The sequence below is a fragment of the Frankia sp. BMG5.60 genome (genome assembly GCF_059428125.1).
In genome coordinates this window covers 795,829-812,056 of sequence record NZ_CM182091.1, presented here as the reverse complement: position 1 = coordinate 812,056, position 16,228 = coordinate 795,829, and the positions used below count along the sequence as shown (strand labels likewise).

Annotated in this window: 15 protein-coding genes; 8 read left to right on the top strand and 7 right to left on the bottom strand. The window is 73.9% G+C overall.

Translation table 11 applies throughout. The features are described from left to right. The first annotated feature begins 81 nt into the window (after nt 1-81). Nucleotides 82-1,059, top strand: a complete 978-nt coding sequence (locus tag AC5R91_RS03480; protein WP_495395646.1) for a VOC family protein — start codon at nt 82-84, stop codon at nt 1,057-1,059. 43 nt (nt 1,060-1,102) lie between these two features. Here AC5R91_RS03480 and AC5R91_RS03475 read toward each other — a convergent pair whose 3' ends face one another. From AC5R91_RS03475 to AC5R91_RS03460, 4 genes are all read right to left on the bottom strand, one after another. Next, nucleotides 1,103-1,729 (bottom strand): TetR/AcrR family transcriptional regulator, encoded by a 627-nt coding sequence (locus AC5R91_RS03475; RefSeq protein WP_495395645.1) that lies wholly within the window; start codon nt 1,727-1,729, stop codon nt 1,103-1,105. A gap of 84 nt (nt 1,730-1,813) precedes the next feature. Beyond that, entirely contained in the window at nt 1,814-2,830 is a 1,017-nt protein-coding gene (locus AC5R91_RS03470) for an acyl-CoA dehydrogenase family protein (RefSeq protein WP_495395644.1), read from the bottom strand. Further along, the gene (locus AC5R91_RS03465) at nt 2,827-4,065 is read right to left on the bottom strand and encodes an acyl-CoA dehydrogenase family protein (RefSeq protein ID WP_495395643.1); all 1,239 of its coding nucleotides are present in this window, start codon (nt 4,063-4,065) and stop codon (nt 2,827-2,829) included. The genes AC5R91_RS03470 and AC5R91_RS03465 overlap by 4 nt, the downstream gene beginning before the upstream one ends. Then, entirely contained in the window at nt 4,062-4,868 is an 807-nt protein-coding gene (locus AC5R91_RS03460) for an enoyl-CoA hydratase/isomerase family protein (protein WP_009738319.1), read from the bottom strand. The genes AC5R91_RS03465 and AC5R91_RS03460 overlap by 4 nt, the downstream gene beginning before the upstream one ends. A 358-nt stretch (nt 4,869-5,226) precedes the next feature. On the opposite strand from AC5R91_RS03460, the gene AC5R91_RS03455 reads away from it, so the two are divergent. From AC5R91_RS03455 to AC5R91_RS03445, 3 genes are read left to right on the top strand one after another with little or no spacing between them, the layout of a single operon-like run. Further along, nucleotides 5,227-5,724, top strand: coding sequence for a Zn-ribbon domain-containing OB-fold protein (locus tag AC5R91_RS03455; RefSeq protein WP_495395642.1), 498 nt, complete (start codon nt 5,227-5,229; stop codon nt 5,722-5,724). Continuing rightward, nucleotides 5,721-6,908: a thiolase family protein gene (locus AC5R91_RS03450; protein WP_495395641.1), complete on the top strand. Its 1,188-nt coding sequence runs from the start codon at nt 5,721-5,723 to the stop codon at nt 6,906-6,908. The genes AC5R91_RS03455 and AC5R91_RS03450 overlap by 4 nt, the downstream gene beginning before the upstream one ends. 50 nt (nt 6,909-6,958) lie before the next feature. Then, nucleotides 6,959-7,432 (top strand): MaoC family dehydratase, encoded by a 474-nt coding sequence (locus tag AC5R91_RS03445; protein ID WP_009738322.1) that lies wholly within the window; start codon nt 6,959-6,961, stop codon nt 7,430-7,432. On the opposite strand, the gene AC5R91_RS03440 is transcribed toward AC5R91_RS03445, so the two are convergent. Beyond that, nucleotides 7,405-8,619 (bottom strand): CoA transferase, encoded by a 1,215-nt coding sequence (locus AC5R91_RS03440; RefSeq protein WP_495395640.1) that lies wholly within the window; start codon nt 8,617-8,619, stop codon nt 7,405-7,407. The two genes, AC5R91_RS03445 and AC5R91_RS03440, sit on opposite strands and share 28 nt — an antisense overlap. A gap of 199 nt (nt 8,620-8,818) precedes the next feature. On the opposite strand from AC5R91_RS03440, the gene AC5R91_RS03435 reads away from it, so the two are divergent. Beyond that, on the top strand, nt 8,819-10,486 hold the full coding sequence (locus tag AC5R91_RS03435) for an AMP-binding protein (RefSeq protein WP_495395639.1): 1,668 nt from the start codon (nt 8,819-8,821) through the stop codon (nt 10,484-10,486). Between the two features lie 6 nt (nt 10,487-10,492). Here AC5R91_RS03435 and AC5R91_RS03430 read toward each other — a convergent pair whose 3' ends face one another. Further along, the gene (locus tag AC5R91_RS03430) at nt 10,493-11,146 is read right to left on the bottom strand and encodes a TetR/AcrR family transcriptional regulator (RefSeq protein WP_495395638.1); all 654 of its coding nucleotides are present in this window, start codon (nt 11,144-11,146) and stop codon (nt 10,493-10,495) included. 272 nt (nt 11,147-11,418) lie between these two features. Here AC5R91_RS03430 and AC5R91_RS03425 point away from each other — a divergent pair, with 272 nt between their 5' ends. The 3 genes from AC5R91_RS03425 to AC5R91_RS03415 all read left to right on the top strand — a co-directional run bounded on the left by AC5R91_RS03425 (nt 11,419) and on the right by AC5R91_RS03415 (nt 14,888). Beyond that, on the top strand, nt 11,419-12,636 hold the full coding sequence (locus AC5R91_RS03425; RefSeq protein ID WP_495395637.1) for an amidohydrolase family protein: 1,218 nt from the start codon (nt 11,419-11,421) through the stop codon (nt 12,634-12,636). A 39-nt stretch (nt 12,637-12,675) separates the two neighbouring features. After that, nucleotides 12,676-13,605 (top strand): LLM class F420-dependent oxidoreductase, encoded by a 930-nt coding sequence (locus AC5R91_RS03420; RefSeq protein ID WP_495395636.1) that lies wholly within the window; start codon nt 12,676-12,678, stop codon nt 13,603-13,605. A 68-nt stretch (nt 13,606-13,673) separates the two neighbouring features. After that, nucleotides 13,674-14,888: an amidohydrolase family protein gene (locus AC5R91_RS03415; protein WP_495395635.1), complete on the top strand. Its 1,215-nt coding sequence runs from the start codon at nt 13,674-13,676 to the stop codon at nt 14,886-14,888. A 104-nt stretch (nt 14,889-14,992) separates the two neighbouring features. On the opposite strand, the gene AC5R91_RS03410 is transcribed toward AC5R91_RS03415, so the two are convergent. Beyond that, the gene (locus AC5R91_RS03410) at nt 14,993-16,036 is read right to left on the bottom strand and encodes a Rieske 2Fe-2S domain-containing protein (RefSeq protein ID WP_495395634.1); all 1,044 of its coding nucleotides are present in this window, start codon (nt 16,034-16,036) and stop codon (nt 14,993-14,995) included. Nucleotides 16,037-16,228 lie beyond the last annotated feature (192 nt).

Sequence of the window (16,228 nt, the reverse complement as noted above, 5' to 3'; positions counted from 1 at the left end):
TACCCGTACCGAACGTGACCGCACCGCCGGACCGGCCGTGGTCCCCGCGGCCGATCCGGCTCCCCTTCCCGGAGGCGCCCCATGACCACCAGTACCGAGCCGACGGCGAGCGGCGTCCCGGCGGCGTCGCCGTCCGGCCGCCCGGCCCACCATGCCCACGCCGTGCTGCACTGCAACCTCAACACCGTCGACGTCGACCGCTCCGCCGCCTTCCACCTGTCGCTGTTCGGCGGCGAGCCGCGGATGCGCTCGATCAGCACCGACGGCGACACCGCCACCATGGGCCTCGGCACCGGCACCGCCAGCGTCACCACGTTCCTCTACGACCTGCGCGGCCCGCGCTCGGCCCCCGCCGTCGAGCTGGTCGGCTGGACCAGGCCGCACACCACGCCCGCCACCGCCGACCAGCGCCCCACCGGGTTCTCGGCGTTGGGCTACCGGGTCGAGTCCCTGCGGATCGTCTCCGCGCGCCTGGAGGCCACCGGCGTCGAGTTCACGCCGGTGCCCGAGGGCCTGGCGGTCCGCGGCGCCGTGCGCCCGGCGCTGCGGCTGACCGATCCCGACGGTGCCGTCATCGAGGTCGTCGAGATCCCCGCCGCCCCCGGCGACCCGCGCCGGCTGCCGCTGCTGTCCCACGAGCGGATGCGCTGCACCGACCTCGAGCGCACCATCGCCTGGTACACCGGGATCGGCTGGACGGTGCGTGACCGCGGCGAGAGCCCGACGGGACCCACCGCGTCGCTGGTGCTGCCCGAGGACCCGACGTTCTCCCTGGAGTTCACCCAGCAGCCCGCGCCCGCCGGAGCCACGGCGACGCCGCCGGCGAATGTCCAGGGCCTCTACCGGATCGCGCTCGCCGTGGAGGACGTCCGCGAGGCGCACGCCTCGCTCGTCGCCGACGGCGCGCTCGGCGACGTCGACGACCCGGTGGTGATGCCGATGCCGGACACGCCGACCGGTGGCTTCACGGTGCTGTTCCTGCACGACCCGGACGGTGCCGTCGTCGAGTTCGTCGACCGCCCCCGCTCCGCGGTGCGCCGCCCCACCGAACCCGCCTGACCCCGGCGGCGGGCAGTCCACCCCGGCTCAGCCGGGGTGGGGCTCAGCCGGGGTGGATCGTGGCGACGAGCAGGGCCGCGGCCTCGGTGATGATGTCGGCCTCGTCCATCCGGATCTCGGTGGCCCGGATCTTGTACCAGCAGCGGTCGAGCATCGCGAGCACCACCAGGCCCACCGCCTCCGGCGGACCGGCCGGATCGCGCTGGCGGGCGTGGAGCAGCTCACCGAGCTTGCGGGCGACGCGAACCTGGGTGCGGTGCGAGTCGTTGCGAAACGCCGCGTCGGTCGGCCCGGCCATCATCGCGGCCAGCGCGAAGGCCCCGTGCTGGTCGAGGTGGGCGAAGTAGAGCCGGATCCAGTCCTCGACGACGGCCGCCGACCAGCCGTCGGGTGCGGCGGTGAGCTGGGCGACGACGGCGAGGCTGGACTGGTAACTGGCCCGGCCGAGCTCGGCGAAGATCTCCCGCTTGTCCCGGAAGTAGGTGTAGAACCCGGCGCGTGAGATGCCGCAGGCCTCGGTGATGTCGGCGACGCTGGTGCCCGCGTACCCGTGGCGCAGGAACAGCCCGCGGGCGGTGTCGACGATGACCTGGCGGGTGCGCGCGGCGCGCGGTCCGAGGTCCGCCGCCGCGGCGGGGACGCGCTGTCGGGGTGTGTCGGACGGCTGCATGGCATCATCTCGGCGCGTCGATCGGCCGCCCCGGCCAGGCCGGGTGGCCGCGCGGGGCGGCCGGCCCGGCCAGGGCGGCGGTGATCAGATCGCGACGACCGGTTCGAGCTCGGCGCCGGCGAGCAGCTCGGTGCCGAGCTGTTCGGCCAGGGTGCGGTGGTCGCCGAGCAACAGGTCGAGCGCGGCGGTCCGGGCGACGAAGCGGTGCAGCTCGCTCTCCAGCGACAGCCCCATCGCGCCGCAGACCTGCACGGCATGGCGCATGACCTCGGCCTGCGCGAGCCCGGCCCGCAGCTTGACCAGCCGCGCCGCCCAGGCGCCGCCGTCCGGGTGTCCCGCGCTGCCCCAGGCCACCGTCAGCTCCGAGCGCAGCGACTCGACCGCCACGTGCGCCTCGGCGAGCCGGTGGCGCACGGCCTGGAAGGTCGCGATGGACCGGCCGTACTGGACCCGTGCCGAGGTGTGCGCGACCGCGATCGCCAGCGCCGCCTCGCAGCCACCGGTGATCTCGGCGGCGAGCGCCCGGCGCCCGGCCGACACCGCGCGGGTCCACGCGTCACCGGCCGGGGTGGCGGGGCCCGCCGGTCCCGCCGGCGCCGCGGAGACGGTGAGCCAGCCCGCGGCGGTGTCGAAGCCGCGCACCGGCTGCGCGGCCGCCGCGACCAGCTCGGCCGGCAGGATCCGCAGCGTGGCGCCGCCCGCGTCGGCCGGGTCGCCCGCGTCGGCCGTGTCGAGGGCGGTCGGGACGACGACCTCGGCGATGCCGTCGAGGCCGCCGAGCAGCAGCCCGGTCAGCGGGCCGCGCGGGTCGGCCGGGTGGTCGGAGTGCAGCGGGTAGAGCAGCGCCCGCGGGCCGGTCGCGGCGGGCAGGCCGGGGGCGAGCTCGGCGAGCAGGACGTCGTCGAGGACGCGGGAGTGGGCGAGCGCCCGCCCGTGCTCGGTGAACAGCAGGGTGGTGGCGCGGGCCGGGTCGTCGGCGAGCACCTCCGCCCAGCCGAGCTCCTCCAGTGCCGCGGTGAGGTCGCCACCCTCGGCGAGCACCTCGCGCAGGGAACCCGCCAGCAGCTCGGCGGTGGCGTCATCGAGTCCCGGAGTGGTCACTTCGCCTCCTTCGGCAGGCCGAGGACGTGATCGGCGATGATCGTGCGCTGGACCTCGGCGGAGCCGCCGAGGATCGTCGCCGAGCGGGAGAACCACCACTCGTTGCGCCAGGCCCTGACCTCGTCCGTGGCGCCGAGGACGAACTCGGTGCCCAGCAGGTCGCGGGCGAGGTCGAACAGGGAGATCTCGACCGTGGCGAGCAGCACCTTGTCGACGCTGGCCTCGGGGCCCACCGTGTCGCCCGCGGCGAGCCGGCGCACGGTGCCGGCGCTGCGGGCGCGCAGCGCGATGATCTGCTCGTAGACGGAGCCGAGGCGTGCGGCCGAGCCGTCGGGCAGCCGGGCGCCGGCGGCGAGCCGGGTGGCGACCTGCCCGCGCAGGTCGCGCAGCCGGCGCAGGGCGTCGGCGGCGCTGAGCCAGGCGTACATCGCCCGCTCCCACTGCAGCAGGTACATCGCGACCGCCCAGCCCTTGCCTTCGGCGCCCACGAGGTTGGACGCCGGGACCACGGCGTCGTCGAAGAACACCTCGGCGAGCTCGTTCTCGCCGCTGGCCAGCGCGATCGGCCGGATGGTCACGCCCGGCGTGTCCGCGTCGAGCATGATCATGGACAGGCCGCGGTGGCGGGACTCCGGGGTGCCGGTGCGCACCAGGCACACCAGCCGGCTCGAGGTCGCGCCGTGGCTGGTCCACAGCTTCGACCCGGACAGGACGTAGGTGTCGCCCTCGCGCCGCGCGCGGCAGCGCAGCGACGCCAGGTCGCTGCCGGCCTCCGGCTCGGAGAAGCCCTGCCCCCACCACTCCTCGCCGCGCAGGTAGGCCGGCAGGTAGGCGGCGGCGAGCTCGGGGGCGAAGTGCACGACCGGCGGCCCGAGGGTCTCCAGCATCAGGTGCGGCGCGGGGATCGGCAGCCCGGCGGCGGCGAGGCCGTCGTAGAGGACGGCGCGGTGGCGCTCGTCCCCGCCGAGCCCGCCGGCCGACTCCGGCCAGCCGTAGCGGTTCCAGCCGGCGCGGAACAGCACACCCATGAGCAGGCCGTGGTCGGCGATGCGCTCCTCGGTGTTCGGGTAGTGCCGCCCGCGCCACCGATCCAGCGCCGGCTCGCTGGCCAGCCACGCGCGCAGCCCGCGGGCGTAGGCGTCGAGGTCGTCGCGCAGGACCGCCGGGTCGGTCACCGCCGCCTCGGCGGCCGTCGGGCCGCTCGCCGTCGGATCGGTCGCCGTCGTGGTGGTCATGAGGGGCGCCCCGCCGCGGCCGCGCGGGCCTTGGAACGCTCGAGGAAGCTGCGCACGAGCGCCTGGTGTTCGGGGGTGTCGAAGGAGGCGAACTCCTCGCCGAGGGCATACTCCAGCACGCCGGCCACGGCCCGCTTGATGTGCATGTTCAGCGCCCGCTTGGTGCTCTGCACGGCCTGCGGCGGCTGGGCGGCGAGCTTGTCCGCGACCTTCAGCGCCTCGTCGAGCAGCTCCGCGTCGGGCACCACCCGGTTGGCCAGGCCCAGCGAGACGGCCTGGTGGGCGGGGATGCGCTCGGAGGTCAGTAGGTACTCCTTGGCGCGCAGCATGCCCATGAGCAGCGGCCAGGTCGGCGCGCCGCCGTCGGCCGCGGTCAGCCCGACGCCCACGTGCGGGTCGGAGATGAACGCGCTCTCGGCGAGCAGCACGATGTCGCTGCACACCGCCAGGTTGCAGCCCAGGCCCACCGCGGCGCCGTTGACCGCGGCCACCACCGGCAGCGGGAAGTCGACCATCTCGTTGAGCAGGCGGCGGGCGCCGTCGATCTCGGCGCGGCGCAGCTCGCGGTTGTCCCACAGCTCGACGAAGTGCTGGAAGTCGCCGCCGGCGCTGAACGCCCGGCCCGCCCCGGTCAGCACGACCGCGCGCGCGCCCGGGTCCTCCGCCAGGTGCCGCCACACCCTGACCAGGGCGTGGTGCAGCGCCTCGTTCGTCGCGTTGAGCGCCTCCGGCCGGTTCAGGGTGACGAGGCGGACTGGACCCCTCTCCTCGATGAGCAGCTCCGGCGCGAACGGGTTGTCCATCAGTTCTCCTGTCGGTCCTGCTGTGCGCCTGCGATACGTCTGAAGGTCCGTGCGTGAGGTCTGTGGGTGGGCGTCCGGGACGCCTCCGGTCGGTCTTGGACCGCCGGGGGTGAATCTCCCGTCAACTGCCCGCTACCCTGCCTGGGAACGCCAACGGTGGTGCGCCACCCCGGCCATGAGACCGTTGTTTGACGGAAATGTCAAGTTCTCCTAGGGTGCTGCTGGTGGCGGCGTCAGCCGCCCCCGAGGTCCACTGTGGGACCTGCGGACGGCGGCATCGAGGGCGCCGTCCGACGAGCGCGCGGCCCGGCCGGTGCCGTCAACCGCGACGGCGCCGGGGGCCGTGGGAGGAGGCGGCGTGACGGATACGAGTTCCCCGGCACCAGCGAGTTCCCAGGCGTACGCGAGGCCGGAGCGGCGGCTGTTGCCGCAGCCGACCGCCGAGTCGGCGGCGTTCTGGACCGGCGGGCGCGACGGCCGGCTACTGATCAGCCACTGTCGGGGCTGCGGACATTTCTTCCACCCCCCGGGCCCGGTGTGCTGGCGCTGTCGCAGCACCGACGTCGGTCCGGAGCCGGTCTCCGGCCGGGCGACGGTGGCCGCCTACACGATCAACCGCCAGCCGTGGATCCCCGGCTACCCGCCGCCGTACGTGGTGGCGATGGTGGAGCTTGCCGACGAGCCGGACGTCCGCCTCATCACCAACATCGTCGACGTCCCGCTCGACGAGGTGCGCGTGGGCCTGGAGGTAGAGGTGTTCTTCGAACAGTGGCCGGCCGAGCCCGGTCCGGATGACTCGCCGGTGTGGCTGCCGCTGTTCCGGCCGGCCACGGCGACGGTCGGGGGTGCGCGATGAGCGGCGGTCCGTTCGACGGCAAGGCGGTCATCACCGGGGCCGGCAAGTCCCAGGTCGGCCGGCGCCTCGGCCGCACCGGGCTGGACCTGACCATCGAGGCGGTGACCCGGGCGATCGCCGACGCGGGCCTGTCCGTCGACGACATCGACGGCATCGCCAGCTACCCGGGGCCCGGCGTGCCGGACGCGGGCTTCTCCGGCGCCACCATCACCGAGGTCCGCAACGCCCTCGGCCTGCGCAGCCGCTGGTACCTGTCCTCGACGGAGACCGCCGGGCAGATCGGCCCGGCGATCGAGGCGTGCATGGCCGTCACCCTGGGGCTGGCCAACCACGTCGTCGTCTACCGCTCGGTGTGGGAGTCGACCGCGCAGGCCGGCGCCGGCCGGGCGTCGGTGCTCTTCGGCGGCGGGGCGCTGTCCGGGCACCTGGAGTACACGGGACCCTTCGGCGCGCTGTCCGCGGCGAACTGGCTGTCCATGCCCGCGCAGCGCTACATGCACGACTTCGGCCTCACCCGCGAGCAGCTCGCCGCGATCCCGCTCAACGCCCGCGCCAACGCCGGGCTCAACCCGGACGCGATCTACCGCGACCCGCTCACCCTCGACGACTACCTCAACGCCCGGATGATCTCCGAGCCGCTGTGCCTGTTCGACTGCGACGTGCCCTGCGACGGGGCGACCGCGGTCATCATCTCCCGGCGTGACGCCGCGGCCGGGCTGCCGCACCACCCGCTGACGGTGGAGTCGGTCGGCACCGGGATGTTCGAGCGGGCCACCTGGGACCAGCGCGTCGACGTCACCACCATGGCGGCGCACGACGTGGCCGCCACCCTGTGGGAGCACACCACGCTGCGTGCCGCCGACGTCGACCTCGCCCAGCTCTACGACGGGTTCAGCTTCCTGACCGTGATGTGGCTGGAGGCGCTGGGCTTCGCCGAGCACGGCAAGGTCGGGCCGTTCATCGAGGGCGGCGAGCGCATCGCCCTGAACGGGCCGCTGCCGCTGAACACCTCCGGCGGGCAGCTCTCCGGCGGCCGGCTGCACGGCATGGGTTTCCTGCACGAGGCGTGCGTGCAGCTCTGGGGTGAGGGCGGCGAGCGGCAGGCGCCGAACAGCCCGGAGGTCGCCGTGGTGGGCGTCGGCGGCGGCCCCGTCGGCGGCGCGATGCTGCTCAGCACCCGCTGAGCCACCCGGGGGCCGACGCCACCTCGACGACGTAGAGGGAGAACGCGAAGATGGAGATCTACCGCAGCGCGGCCGACCTGGAGGCCGCGCTCGGCACCGAGATCGGCCCCACCGACTGGCTCACCGTCGAGCAGTCGCGGATCGACCTGTTCGCGGACGCCACCGAGGACCACCAGTGGATCCACGTCGATCCCGAGCGGGCCGCCGGCGGCCCGTACGGGGCGACGATCGCCCACGGCTTCCTCACCGCCTCGCTGGTGCCGTACTTCATGAACAAGCTGCGCACCATCGAGGGCATCCGGATGGGCATCAACTACGGCCTGGACCGGGTGCGCTTCCCGTCGCCGGTGCGGGCGGGCGCGCGCATCCGCGCCCGCGCGACCCTCATCGACCTGCGCAAGCTCGACGACGGAGCCGTCCAGGTCACCAACCGGGTGACGATCGACGTCGACGGCTCCGCCAAGCCCGGCTGCGTCGTCGAACTGCTGGCCCGGTACTACTTCGCCGACGCCGCCGGTTCCTGAGCCGCCGGTTCGTGGGTCGCCGCCGGTCCGCGGGTCGGCGCCGGTCCGCGGGTCGGCGCAGCCCACTCGCGTAGGACCTCGCCGGTGTGCTGGCCCGCCGTGGGCAGCACACCGGCCTGCGGGGCGCTGCCCGTGGCCGGGTCGTGGGCGGTGCGGGGGGACGGCGCCGGCACGGTGACCGTCGCGCCCTGCGGGGTGCGCAGCGTGCGCAGGGCCTGCCGGTGGCGCAGGTGCGGGTCCGTCACCACGTCGTGGGCGGTGTTGACCGGCGCCCCGGGCAGCCGCGCGGCGGCGAGGCGTTCCACCGCCTCGGCGCGGTCGAGCCCGCCCGCCCACGTCCGCACCGCCTCGCCGAGTTCCCCTCCGACGGTCCCGGCCGGCGCGCCGACGACGGCGGCGAGGTCGCGTAGCTGGCGGGGGGTGGACACGCTCACCGCCAGCCAGCGGCCGTCCGCGCAGGCGAACACGTCGCGCAGGGCCGAGCCCGCGAGCCCGCCGCCGAGGCGCCCGGGCGGTGCGGCGCCGGCCGCGACCCCCGCCGCCGCCGACACCAGCGTCGGGCCGACGACGTGCAGCATCGCCTCCACCGGGTTGACGTCGACGACCCGGCCGGGCCCGCCGTTGACCCGCACGTCGTGGCAGGCCGCGGCGACCCCGAAGGCGCCCGCGTAGGCCATCACCGCGTCGCCGAGCGGGACCGAGGGCAGCATCGGCGGGCCGTCCGCGTCGCCGGTCATGTGGGTCAGGCCCGCGAACGCCTCGCCCATCGTCCCGTTGCCCGGCCGTCCCGCGGCGGGGCCGTCGGCGCCGTAGCCGCTCACGTGCGCCACGACGAGGCCCGGGTTGACGGCGAGCATCGTGTCGGGATCCAGGCCGCGGGCGGCCAGTCGCGCCGCCGGCTCGTTGACGACGACGACGTGGGCCGCGGCGACCAGGCCGCGCAGCGCCGCCCGCTCGCCCGCGTCGGCAGGGTCGAGGACCACCGACCGCTTGCCCCGCGCGACCAGCGGCCAGAACGCGGTCGCCCGGTAGGCGTCCCCGCCGGGGGGCTCCAGCTTGACGACGTCCGCGCCCTGGTCGGCGAGCAGGCTCGCGAGCAGGGGGGCGGCGTACAGGGAGGCGGCGTCGAGCACCCGCAGCCCGGCGAGCGGACCGCCGGGCGCGGTCGGAGTGCCGGGTCGGTTCATCCGATGTCTCCTTCGCTGGGTGCGGCAGCCCGCGCCATGTTGACAAAGGATTCAACTCTTTGATGTGGTTGCCCTGGTCAAGGAGAGCACCTGTCCGACGCTGCCGTCAATCATGCAGCCGTCGATGACGGACCCCCGCCGCGCCGCCGGAGGCACGGTGGTCTGCTCGCCGGACGCCGACATCCTCAGGAGGCGCGTCATGACGTCCGTGTCGAGCGAGCAGCCCGCGGCGGGCGGGCTGGCCGCGACCGAGGCGGTGGCCCTCGCGCAGGCCGCCGAGCAGTGGCCGTGGCTGCTGACGGCTCCCACGGTCGACGGGTTAGTGGCCCGGCGCGCGCAGGCGACCCCCGACGCGCTGATGCTCGTCGACGAGCACGACGCCCGGCTGACCTTCGCCGAGTTCGACGCGAAGGTCGACCGGGTCGCGGCGGCGCTGGCCGGCGAGGGCGTCACGGCCGGCACCCGGGTGGCCTGGCAGCTCCCGACGCGGATCAGCACCCTGCTGGTGATGATCGCGCTGCGCCGGCTCGGGGCCGTGCAGGCGCCGGTCATCCCGATCTACCGCGAGCGGGAGGTGGGCGCCGCGCTCGCCGCCGTCGACGCGGACGTCTTCCTGGTGCCGGGGACGTGGCGGGGCACCGACTTCACGGCGATCGCCCGGGCGGTCGCCGCCGCCGGCGGGCCCGCGCCGCGGCTGCTGGAGATCGGCCACGACGCGCCGGAGACCGACTCGCCCGGCGCGGGCCCGGACCACCAGCAGGACCGCCAGCCGGGCCATCGACCGGACCACCTTCCGGACGAGGTGCGGTGGATCTACTTCACCTCCGGGTCGACCGGCATTCCCAAGGGCGCGCGGCACAGCGACGGCACGCTGCTCGCCACCGCGGTGTCCTTCGCCGGCGTGAGCGGTCTCGGCCGGGTGGCGGGGGAGGTCGGCGCGGTCGGCTACCCGGTCGCCCACGTCGGCGGGATCCAGTACCTCATCGCCGCGCTCGCCGCCGGCTTCCCGATCCTGCTGCTCGAGGCGTTCATCCCCGACCAGGCCGTGGAGCTCTTCCGCCGGCACGATGTCACCGCCACCGGCGGCAGCACGCCGTTCTACACCGCGCTGCTGGACCTCGCCGCCGCCCGCCCGGGCGAGCGGCTGATCCCGACGCTGCGTTCCCTCAAGGGCGGCGGCGCCCCCTGCCCGCCGCACCTGGTCGGCGAGGTGGACCGGGTGCTCGGCGCGGTGCTCGCGCACGACTACGGGATGACGGAGGTGCCGATGGTGGCGGTGGCCGCCATCGCCGACCCGCCGGACGTGCTGGCCGCCACCGACGGCCGGCCGGTGCCGGTCAACCGGCTGCGCTTCGTCGACGAGGGCGGCGCGGCGGTCGCGGCGGGCGCCGTCGGCGAGGTGCAGGTCTCCGGCCACGGCGTGTGCCACGGCTACACCGACCCCGAGGCGACCCGGGCGGCGTTCACCGCCGACGGCTGGTTCCGCACCGGTGACCTCGGCCGGCTGGTCCCCTCCGGCCACATCGAGATCGTCGGCCGGCTGAAGGACCTCATCATCCGCAAGGGCGAGAACATCGCCCCCCAGGAGATCGAGGCCCTGCTCGGTCGTCACCCCGACGTGGCCGAGGTCGCCGTGATCGGCCTGCCCGACGCCGACCGCGGCGAGCGCGTGTGCGCCGTCGTCGTCGCCCGGCCGGGGCGGCCGGTGCCCTCGTTGCCGGAGCTGGCGAGCTGGCTGCGCGAGTCCGGGCTGATGCGCCAGAAGCTGCCCGAGCAGCTCGAGCTGATCGACATCATGCCGCGCACCGGGCTCGGCAAGGTCGCCAAGGCCCAGTTGCGCGCCCGCTTCGAGCCGCGCGAGCCCTAGCCGCCCTCAGGCGGTCAGGACCGCCATGATGAACCCGGCGATGGTGTTGACAACGTCGCTGTCGTCGACCGGCAGGTGCTGGCCGTGGCAGTGGTACCAGGCGCGGTCCATCATCGACTGTACCGCCAGGCCCAACGCCTCGGGGGCGTCGGTCGGCGTGCGCTGGCGGCCCCGCAGGTGGACCCCGAGCAGCCAGACCACGCGCAGTTCCATCTTGTTGCGGGCCCTGCCGATGGCCTGCTCGCCGGGGCCGGACTGGGCGGACAGGATGAACGCGCCGTGGCGATCCATGAACGCGAAGTACTCCCACACCCACGCCGCGACGTCCGCCTGGGTGCACGGGCGCGCCATGGTCTCCCAGCGCGCCATGACCTGCAGGATCTCGCGGTGGGTGGCCTCGCCGAGGGTGTCGAAGATCTCCCGCTTGTCGCGGAAGTACGTGTAGAAGCCGGCGCGGGAGATGCCGCAGGCGTCGGTGATGTTGTTGACCCGGGTGCCCGCGTAGCCGCGCTCCAGGAACAACCGGCGGGACGCGTCGAGGATGAGGCCGCGGGTGCGGGCCGCGCGGCGGCCCATGGTCCTGGGAGCCGCGTCGACCGCGTCGACCGCATCAACGGCGTCGACCGCATCGACCGCATCGACGGCAGGGGGGTCGTCCATGATTCTCTCCAGTCTAGGAGGGCGCGCTGCGGCCGGAGCCTGACGGACCTGTCGAAGCCGGTGCCCGCCGTCGACCGAAGCGACCCGGTGGCGTCCCACATGTCCGTGTCAGCTACGGTCCGCCAAAGTTGACAGTTTCGTCAAGTCGGCTTAGTGTTGCCTCGCGCAGCAGTACGCGAGACAGCACCGAGGTGGCGAAAGCCCGGTCGCCCATGGCCGACGGCACGTGACGCCGGCGGCGAGTTCCCCCCGGGCAGCGAGGAGCAGCAGCCGTGACGCAGTTCACCGACGCGCCGATCTTCGACGCCGACCAGCACATGTACGAGACGCCGGACGCGCTCACCCGGTACCTGCCGGAGCGTTACCAGCGTGCGGTGCAGTTCGTGCAGGTCGGTCGGGCGACCCGGATCGCGATCAAGGGAAAGATCACCGACTACATCCCGAACCCGACGTTCGACCGGGTGGCCGCGCCCGGTGCCTGGGAGAAGTTCTTCTCCGGCCAGAACCGTGACGGGCAGTCGCTGCGCGAGATGACCGGGCGGGCGATCGAGTCCCGCCCGTCGTTCCGCGAGCCCGCCCCGCGTCTGGTGGAGATGGACGCCCAGGGCGTCGACGAGGCGCTGGTCTACCCGACGCTGGCGAACCTGGTCGAGCACTCCGCCGCCGAGGACCCCGAGCTCGTCGTCGCGATGATCCACGCGCTCAACCGCTGGATGCTCGACACCTGGGGCTACACCCACGCCGACCGGCTGTTCATGACGCCGGTCATCAGTTGCGCCCTGGTCGACGACGCCCGCCGCGAGCTCGACTACGTCCTGGCGAACGGGGCGAAGGTCGTCCTGATCAAGCCGGCGCCGGTCAAGGGCCTGCGGGGCTGGCGCTCCCCGGCGCTGCCGGAGTTCGACCCGTTCTGGGCGGACGTCGAGCGCGCCGGCATCCCGGTGGTGCTGCACTCCAGCCAGCCGCCGCTGGACGACTACATCAACCGGTGGGAGCCGCCGGACTCCAACGACTTCACCGAGATGAGCGCGTTCCGCTGGGTGACGCTCGGCCACCGCGAGATCGCCGACATGCTCACCAGCCTGATCTGCCACGGCACGTTCACCCGGTTCCCGAAGCTGCGCATCGCCAGCATCGAGAACGGCAGCGCCTGGATCCACCCGCTGTTCGACGACCTGGCGGCCGCCTACGGCAAGATGCCGCAGGCGTTCCCCGAGCACCCGCACGAGGTGTTCCGGCGCAACGTGTGGGTCAGCCCGTTCTGGGAGGGCTCCGTCGCCGACGTGATCTCCACGGTCGGCTGGGACCGGGTGCTGTTCGGCTCCGACTTCCCGCACCCGGAGGGCCTCGCCGAGCCGCGCGGCTACTACGCCTACGCCGAGGGCATGGACGAGAAGCGGACCCGCGACTTCATGGGTGACAACGCCCGCCGCCTGCTCGGCCTGCCGGTGCGCGACCCCGCCGGTGACCGGACTCCGGTCGCGGTCTGACGCGACTGCCCGCGCGCACCGAGGAAGAAGGACGAAGCCGTGCAGCTCAACTACCAGTTTCCGACCCGTGCGGTGAAGCACTGGGAGCGGTGGATCGGCGAGCGTGACCTCGCCGACGTGGCGGTCGCCGCCGAGGAGAGCGGCTTCGACATCGTCTCCACGACGGACCATCCCTTCCCGTCCAGCGCGTGGATCGACGGCGGCGGGCACCACTCCTTCGACCCGTTCGTCTCGCTGGCGTTCATGGCGGCGGTGACCCGGCGCGTGCGCCTGCTGACGTTCATCCTCGTCGCCGGCTACCGCAACCCGTACCTGACGGCGAAGTCCACGGCCAGCCTCGACCTGCTCTCCGGCGGCCGGCTGATCGTGGGCATGGGCGCCGGGTACCAGAAGCCCGAGTTCGACGTGCTCGGCGCGCAGTTCGACGGCCGCGGCGGCCGGTTCGACGCGGCCATCGCCGCGATGCACGCCGCCTGGACGGGCGAGGTCGTCGAGCGCGACGACCCGCACTTCCCGGCGTCGGGCCACGTCATGCTGCCCCGCCCGGCCCAGCGTCCCGGCCCGCCGATCTGGATCGGCGGCAACAGCAGGGCGGCGATGCGCCGGGTCGCCGAGGTCGCCGACGGCTGGCTGCCCTTCGAGCAGCCCGCGCAGATGGCGGAGATCACCACCACCCCGAGCCTGGCCGCCGACGAGATCGGCGAGCGGATCGCCACCCTGCGCGAGCTGCGCGTGGCGGCGGGCCGCCCGTCCACCTTCGACGTCTGTTTCACCCCGCAGGTCAGCCGGGATCCGGCGCGGGCCGCCGAGGCGCTCGCGGCCGCCGCCCCCGGGTACGAGGCCGCGGGCGTCACGCACCTGTCGGTCGAGTCGCACGCCCGCAGCATCGACGACTGCCTGGCCGAGATCGAGCTGTTCGGCAAGGCTCTCGCGCCCCCGCCCCCCACCCCCACGGCGCTCGCACCGTAGGCAGCAGGCCGGCGGGCGGCCCTCAGACGACGCCCGACCCATCCAGATCGAACGCACGAGGAGAGTCCATGACCACCCTGGCAGCCCCCGGCGACGCGGCCGTGCTCCCGTCGCTGGGCTACCCGCTCTACGACGCCGACCAGCACTACTACGAGACGGCCGACGCGCTCACCCGCCACCTGGCGCCCGAGTACAAGCGGCTGATCAAGATTCTGCAGACGCCCGACGGCCGGACCCGGATGGTGATCAACAACAAGCTCTACACCACCAACCCGGACCCGACGTTCCCCACCGTCGCCGCCCCCGGCGTGTTCGAGCAGTACTTCCGCAGCAACAACACCGAGGGCCGGGAGCTGGCGTCGTTCGTTGGCAGGCTGCAGGAGAGCCAGCCCGAGTACACCGACCGCGACGCGCGCATCGCCAAGCTCGACGAGCAGGGCGTCGCCGCGACGATCATGCTGCCGACGGTCGGGGTCGCCGTCGAGGGCCTGCTCACCGACAAGCCCGACGCGCTGCACGCCATCGTCGAGGCGTTCAACCGGTGGATCGAGGACGAGTGGGGCTACTCGTACCAGGACCGCATCATCTCGACGCCGGTGCTGTCGCTGGCCGACCCCGACCTGGCCGTCAAGGAGCTGGAGCGGGTGCGTGACCTGGGCGCTCGCATCGTCGTGCTGGTGCCGGGCCCGGTCCGCGCCGGCGCGATCACCCGCTCCCCGGGCAACCCGATCTTCGACCGGTTCTGGGCGACCGCGGCCGAGGCCGGCATCGTCGTGTCGTACCACACCGGTGAGGCCGGCTACGAGTGGGTCGCCGAGAAGTGGGGCGAGGGCGCCTTCGAGGGCCTGCGCACCACGCCGCTGCCCGAGATCATGCAGCTCCACGTCGAGCGGCCCATCCAGGACACCATCGCGGCGCTGGTCGGCCATGGCGTGTTCGAGCGGCACCCGGCGCTGAAGGTCGCCACCATCGAGGCCGGCTCCACCTGGGTGCTCGACCTCGTCCGCCGGATCCGCAGCGCCTACGGCAAGATCCCGCAGCAGTTCGCCGTCGACCCAGTGGAGAGCTTCCGCGAGCACGTCTGGGTCGCGCCGTTCTACGAGGACGACCTGCTCGCGCTCAAGGACGCCCTCGGCATCGGGCACATCATCTTCGGCTCGGACTGGCCGCACCCGGAGGGCCTGCCGACCCCGGGCGCCTTCGTCCGTGACGCCGCGGTGCTCTCCGACGAGGACCGCAAGCTGATCCTCTCGGACAACCTCAAGTCCCTGCTGCAGCTCTAGCGTTCAGAGGCTCTAGCGTTCAGAGGCTCCAGCGTTCGCGGGTCCCGGCCGCGGGCTGCCGTTCCCTGGTGGGACCGGCAGCCCGCGGCCGCGCCGTGCCCGGGTCAGGATGCCTGCGCGGCGGCGGTCCGGCGGGCCTCGGGGCTGACCGCGGAGTCCGGGTAGAACTGCGCGGACCAGCTTCGCAGCGCGCGGAACCCGCGGGCCTCCTCGGTCGCCAGCGCCGGCGCGTCGAGGAAGGTCTGGTTGGCCCAGATGACGATGTCGTCAGGTAGCGCCAGCTTGGCGTCGGCCATGCGCCGTTCGTAGGTCCCGTCGGCAAGGTCGCCGGCGAGTTCGTCGATCCAGTACGTCGCGAAGATCTCCGTGCGGCCGTCCTCGACCGGCGTGGTGTTGATCGAGATGACCCGGACGCCCTCGCCCATGTGTTCGACGTTGACGCTGACGCCGGGGCCGGACCAGAGGATCTCGATCGTGTTCGCGCTGTCGGTGCGCAGCTTTCCCTCGGCGTCGAGGGCGTGCTCCGCCCAGCCGCGGCCGAAGCCGACCCGCGACCACCACTGCGGCCCCTCCACCCGCTCCTCGAGCACCACCGGGCTGCGCGAGGTGTGGTGGACGAACCGGAAGTGGTGCGGGTCGACGACGTTCTCCAGCACCATCTGCGGGTGGGCACGCAGGTCGCGGAAGTGCTGGCGGCCCTCGACGCCGGCCGGGTGGAAGCGCCGGCTCGCCGCGTGCGGGGCGTCGCCGAGCGCGTCGGGGACGTCCCACAGCGGCTCCCGGCCGGCCGCGTCGTGCCAGACGTAGATCGTCTCGTTGCGTTCGGCCACCGTCCAGGTCCCCAGCTTCGGGCCGCGGTTGGGCCGGTCCTGGTAGGGGATCGACACGTTGCGCCCCTCGGGGCTCCACACCCAGCCGTGGAACGGGCAGCGGATGCCGTCGTCGACGACGCAGCCGCCGTGGGCCAGGCTCGCGCCGAGATGCCGGCAGTACCGGTCGTGGACGCGGACCACGCCGTCGCGGCCCCGGTAGGCGACGAGATCCCGGCCGAAGTACCGCAGCGGGACGACCTGCTCCGGGCCGATGTCGACCGACCACGCCACCTGGAACCACCCAGTCAGCGCCAGGTCCAAACCATGCAGTTTCATTGCCCCGACCTCCGCGTTCTCCCGGCCTGCGGGACTTCCCAGAATGAGTGCACCCTATGGGGGAATGGTATTCCCAGACAAGCCGACGGACGCCGTCCGCGGCGGCCGGGCCCCTGCCGCCGCCCCTGTCGCCGGCTCCGCCGCGGCCGCCGGGGCGCACCGTGGCAGCTCCCGTGGCCGGCGCACCGGTTT

Bases quoted from the DNA above. Each gene is read 5' to 3' on its own strand.
- AC5R91_RS03480 (WP_495395646.1), top strand. From the start codon at position 82: ATGACCACCAGTACCGAGCCGACGGCGAGCGGCGTCCCGGCGGCGTCG.
- AC5R91_RS03475 (WP_495395645.1), bottom strand. From the start codon at position 1,729: ATGCAGCCGTCCGACACACCCCGACAGCGCGTCCCCGCCGCGGCGGCG.
- AC5R91_RS03465 (WP_495395643.1), bottom strand. From the start codon at position 4,065: ATGACCACCACGACGGCGACCGATCCGACGGCGAGCGGCCCGACGGCC.
- AC5R91_RS03460 (WP_009738319.1), bottom strand. From the start codon at position 4,868: ATGGACAACCCGTTCGCGCCGGAGCTGCTCATCGAGGAGAGGGGTCCA.
- AC5R91_RS03450 (WP_495395641.1), top strand. From the start codon at position 5,721: ATGAGCGGCGGTCCGTTCGACGGCAAGGCGGTCATCACCGGGGCCGGC.
- AC5R91_RS03445 (WP_009738322.1), top strand. From the start codon at position 6,959: ATGGAGATCTACCGCAGCGCGGCCGACCTGGAGGCCGCGCTCGGCACC.
- AC5R91_RS03440 (WP_495395640.1), bottom strand. From the start codon at position 8,619: ATGAACCGACCCGGCACTCCGACCGCGCCCGGCGGTCCGCTCGCCGGG.
- AC5R91_RS03435 (WP_495395639.1), top strand. From the start codon at position 8,819: ATGACGTCCGTGTCGAGCGAGCAGCCCGCGGCGGGCGGGCTGGCCGCG.
- AC5R91_RS03430 (WP_495395638.1), bottom strand. From the start codon at position 11,146: ATGGACGACCCCCCTGCCGTCGATGCGGTCGATGCGGTCGACGCCGTT.
- AC5R91_RS03415 (WP_495395635.1), top strand. From the start codon at position 13,674: ATGACCACCCTGGCAGCCCCCGGCGACGCGGCCGTGCTCCCGTCGCTG.
- AC5R91_RS03410 (WP_495395634.1), bottom strand. From the start codon at position 16,036: ATGAAACTGCATGGTTTGGACCTGGCGCTGACTGGGTGGTTCCAGGTG.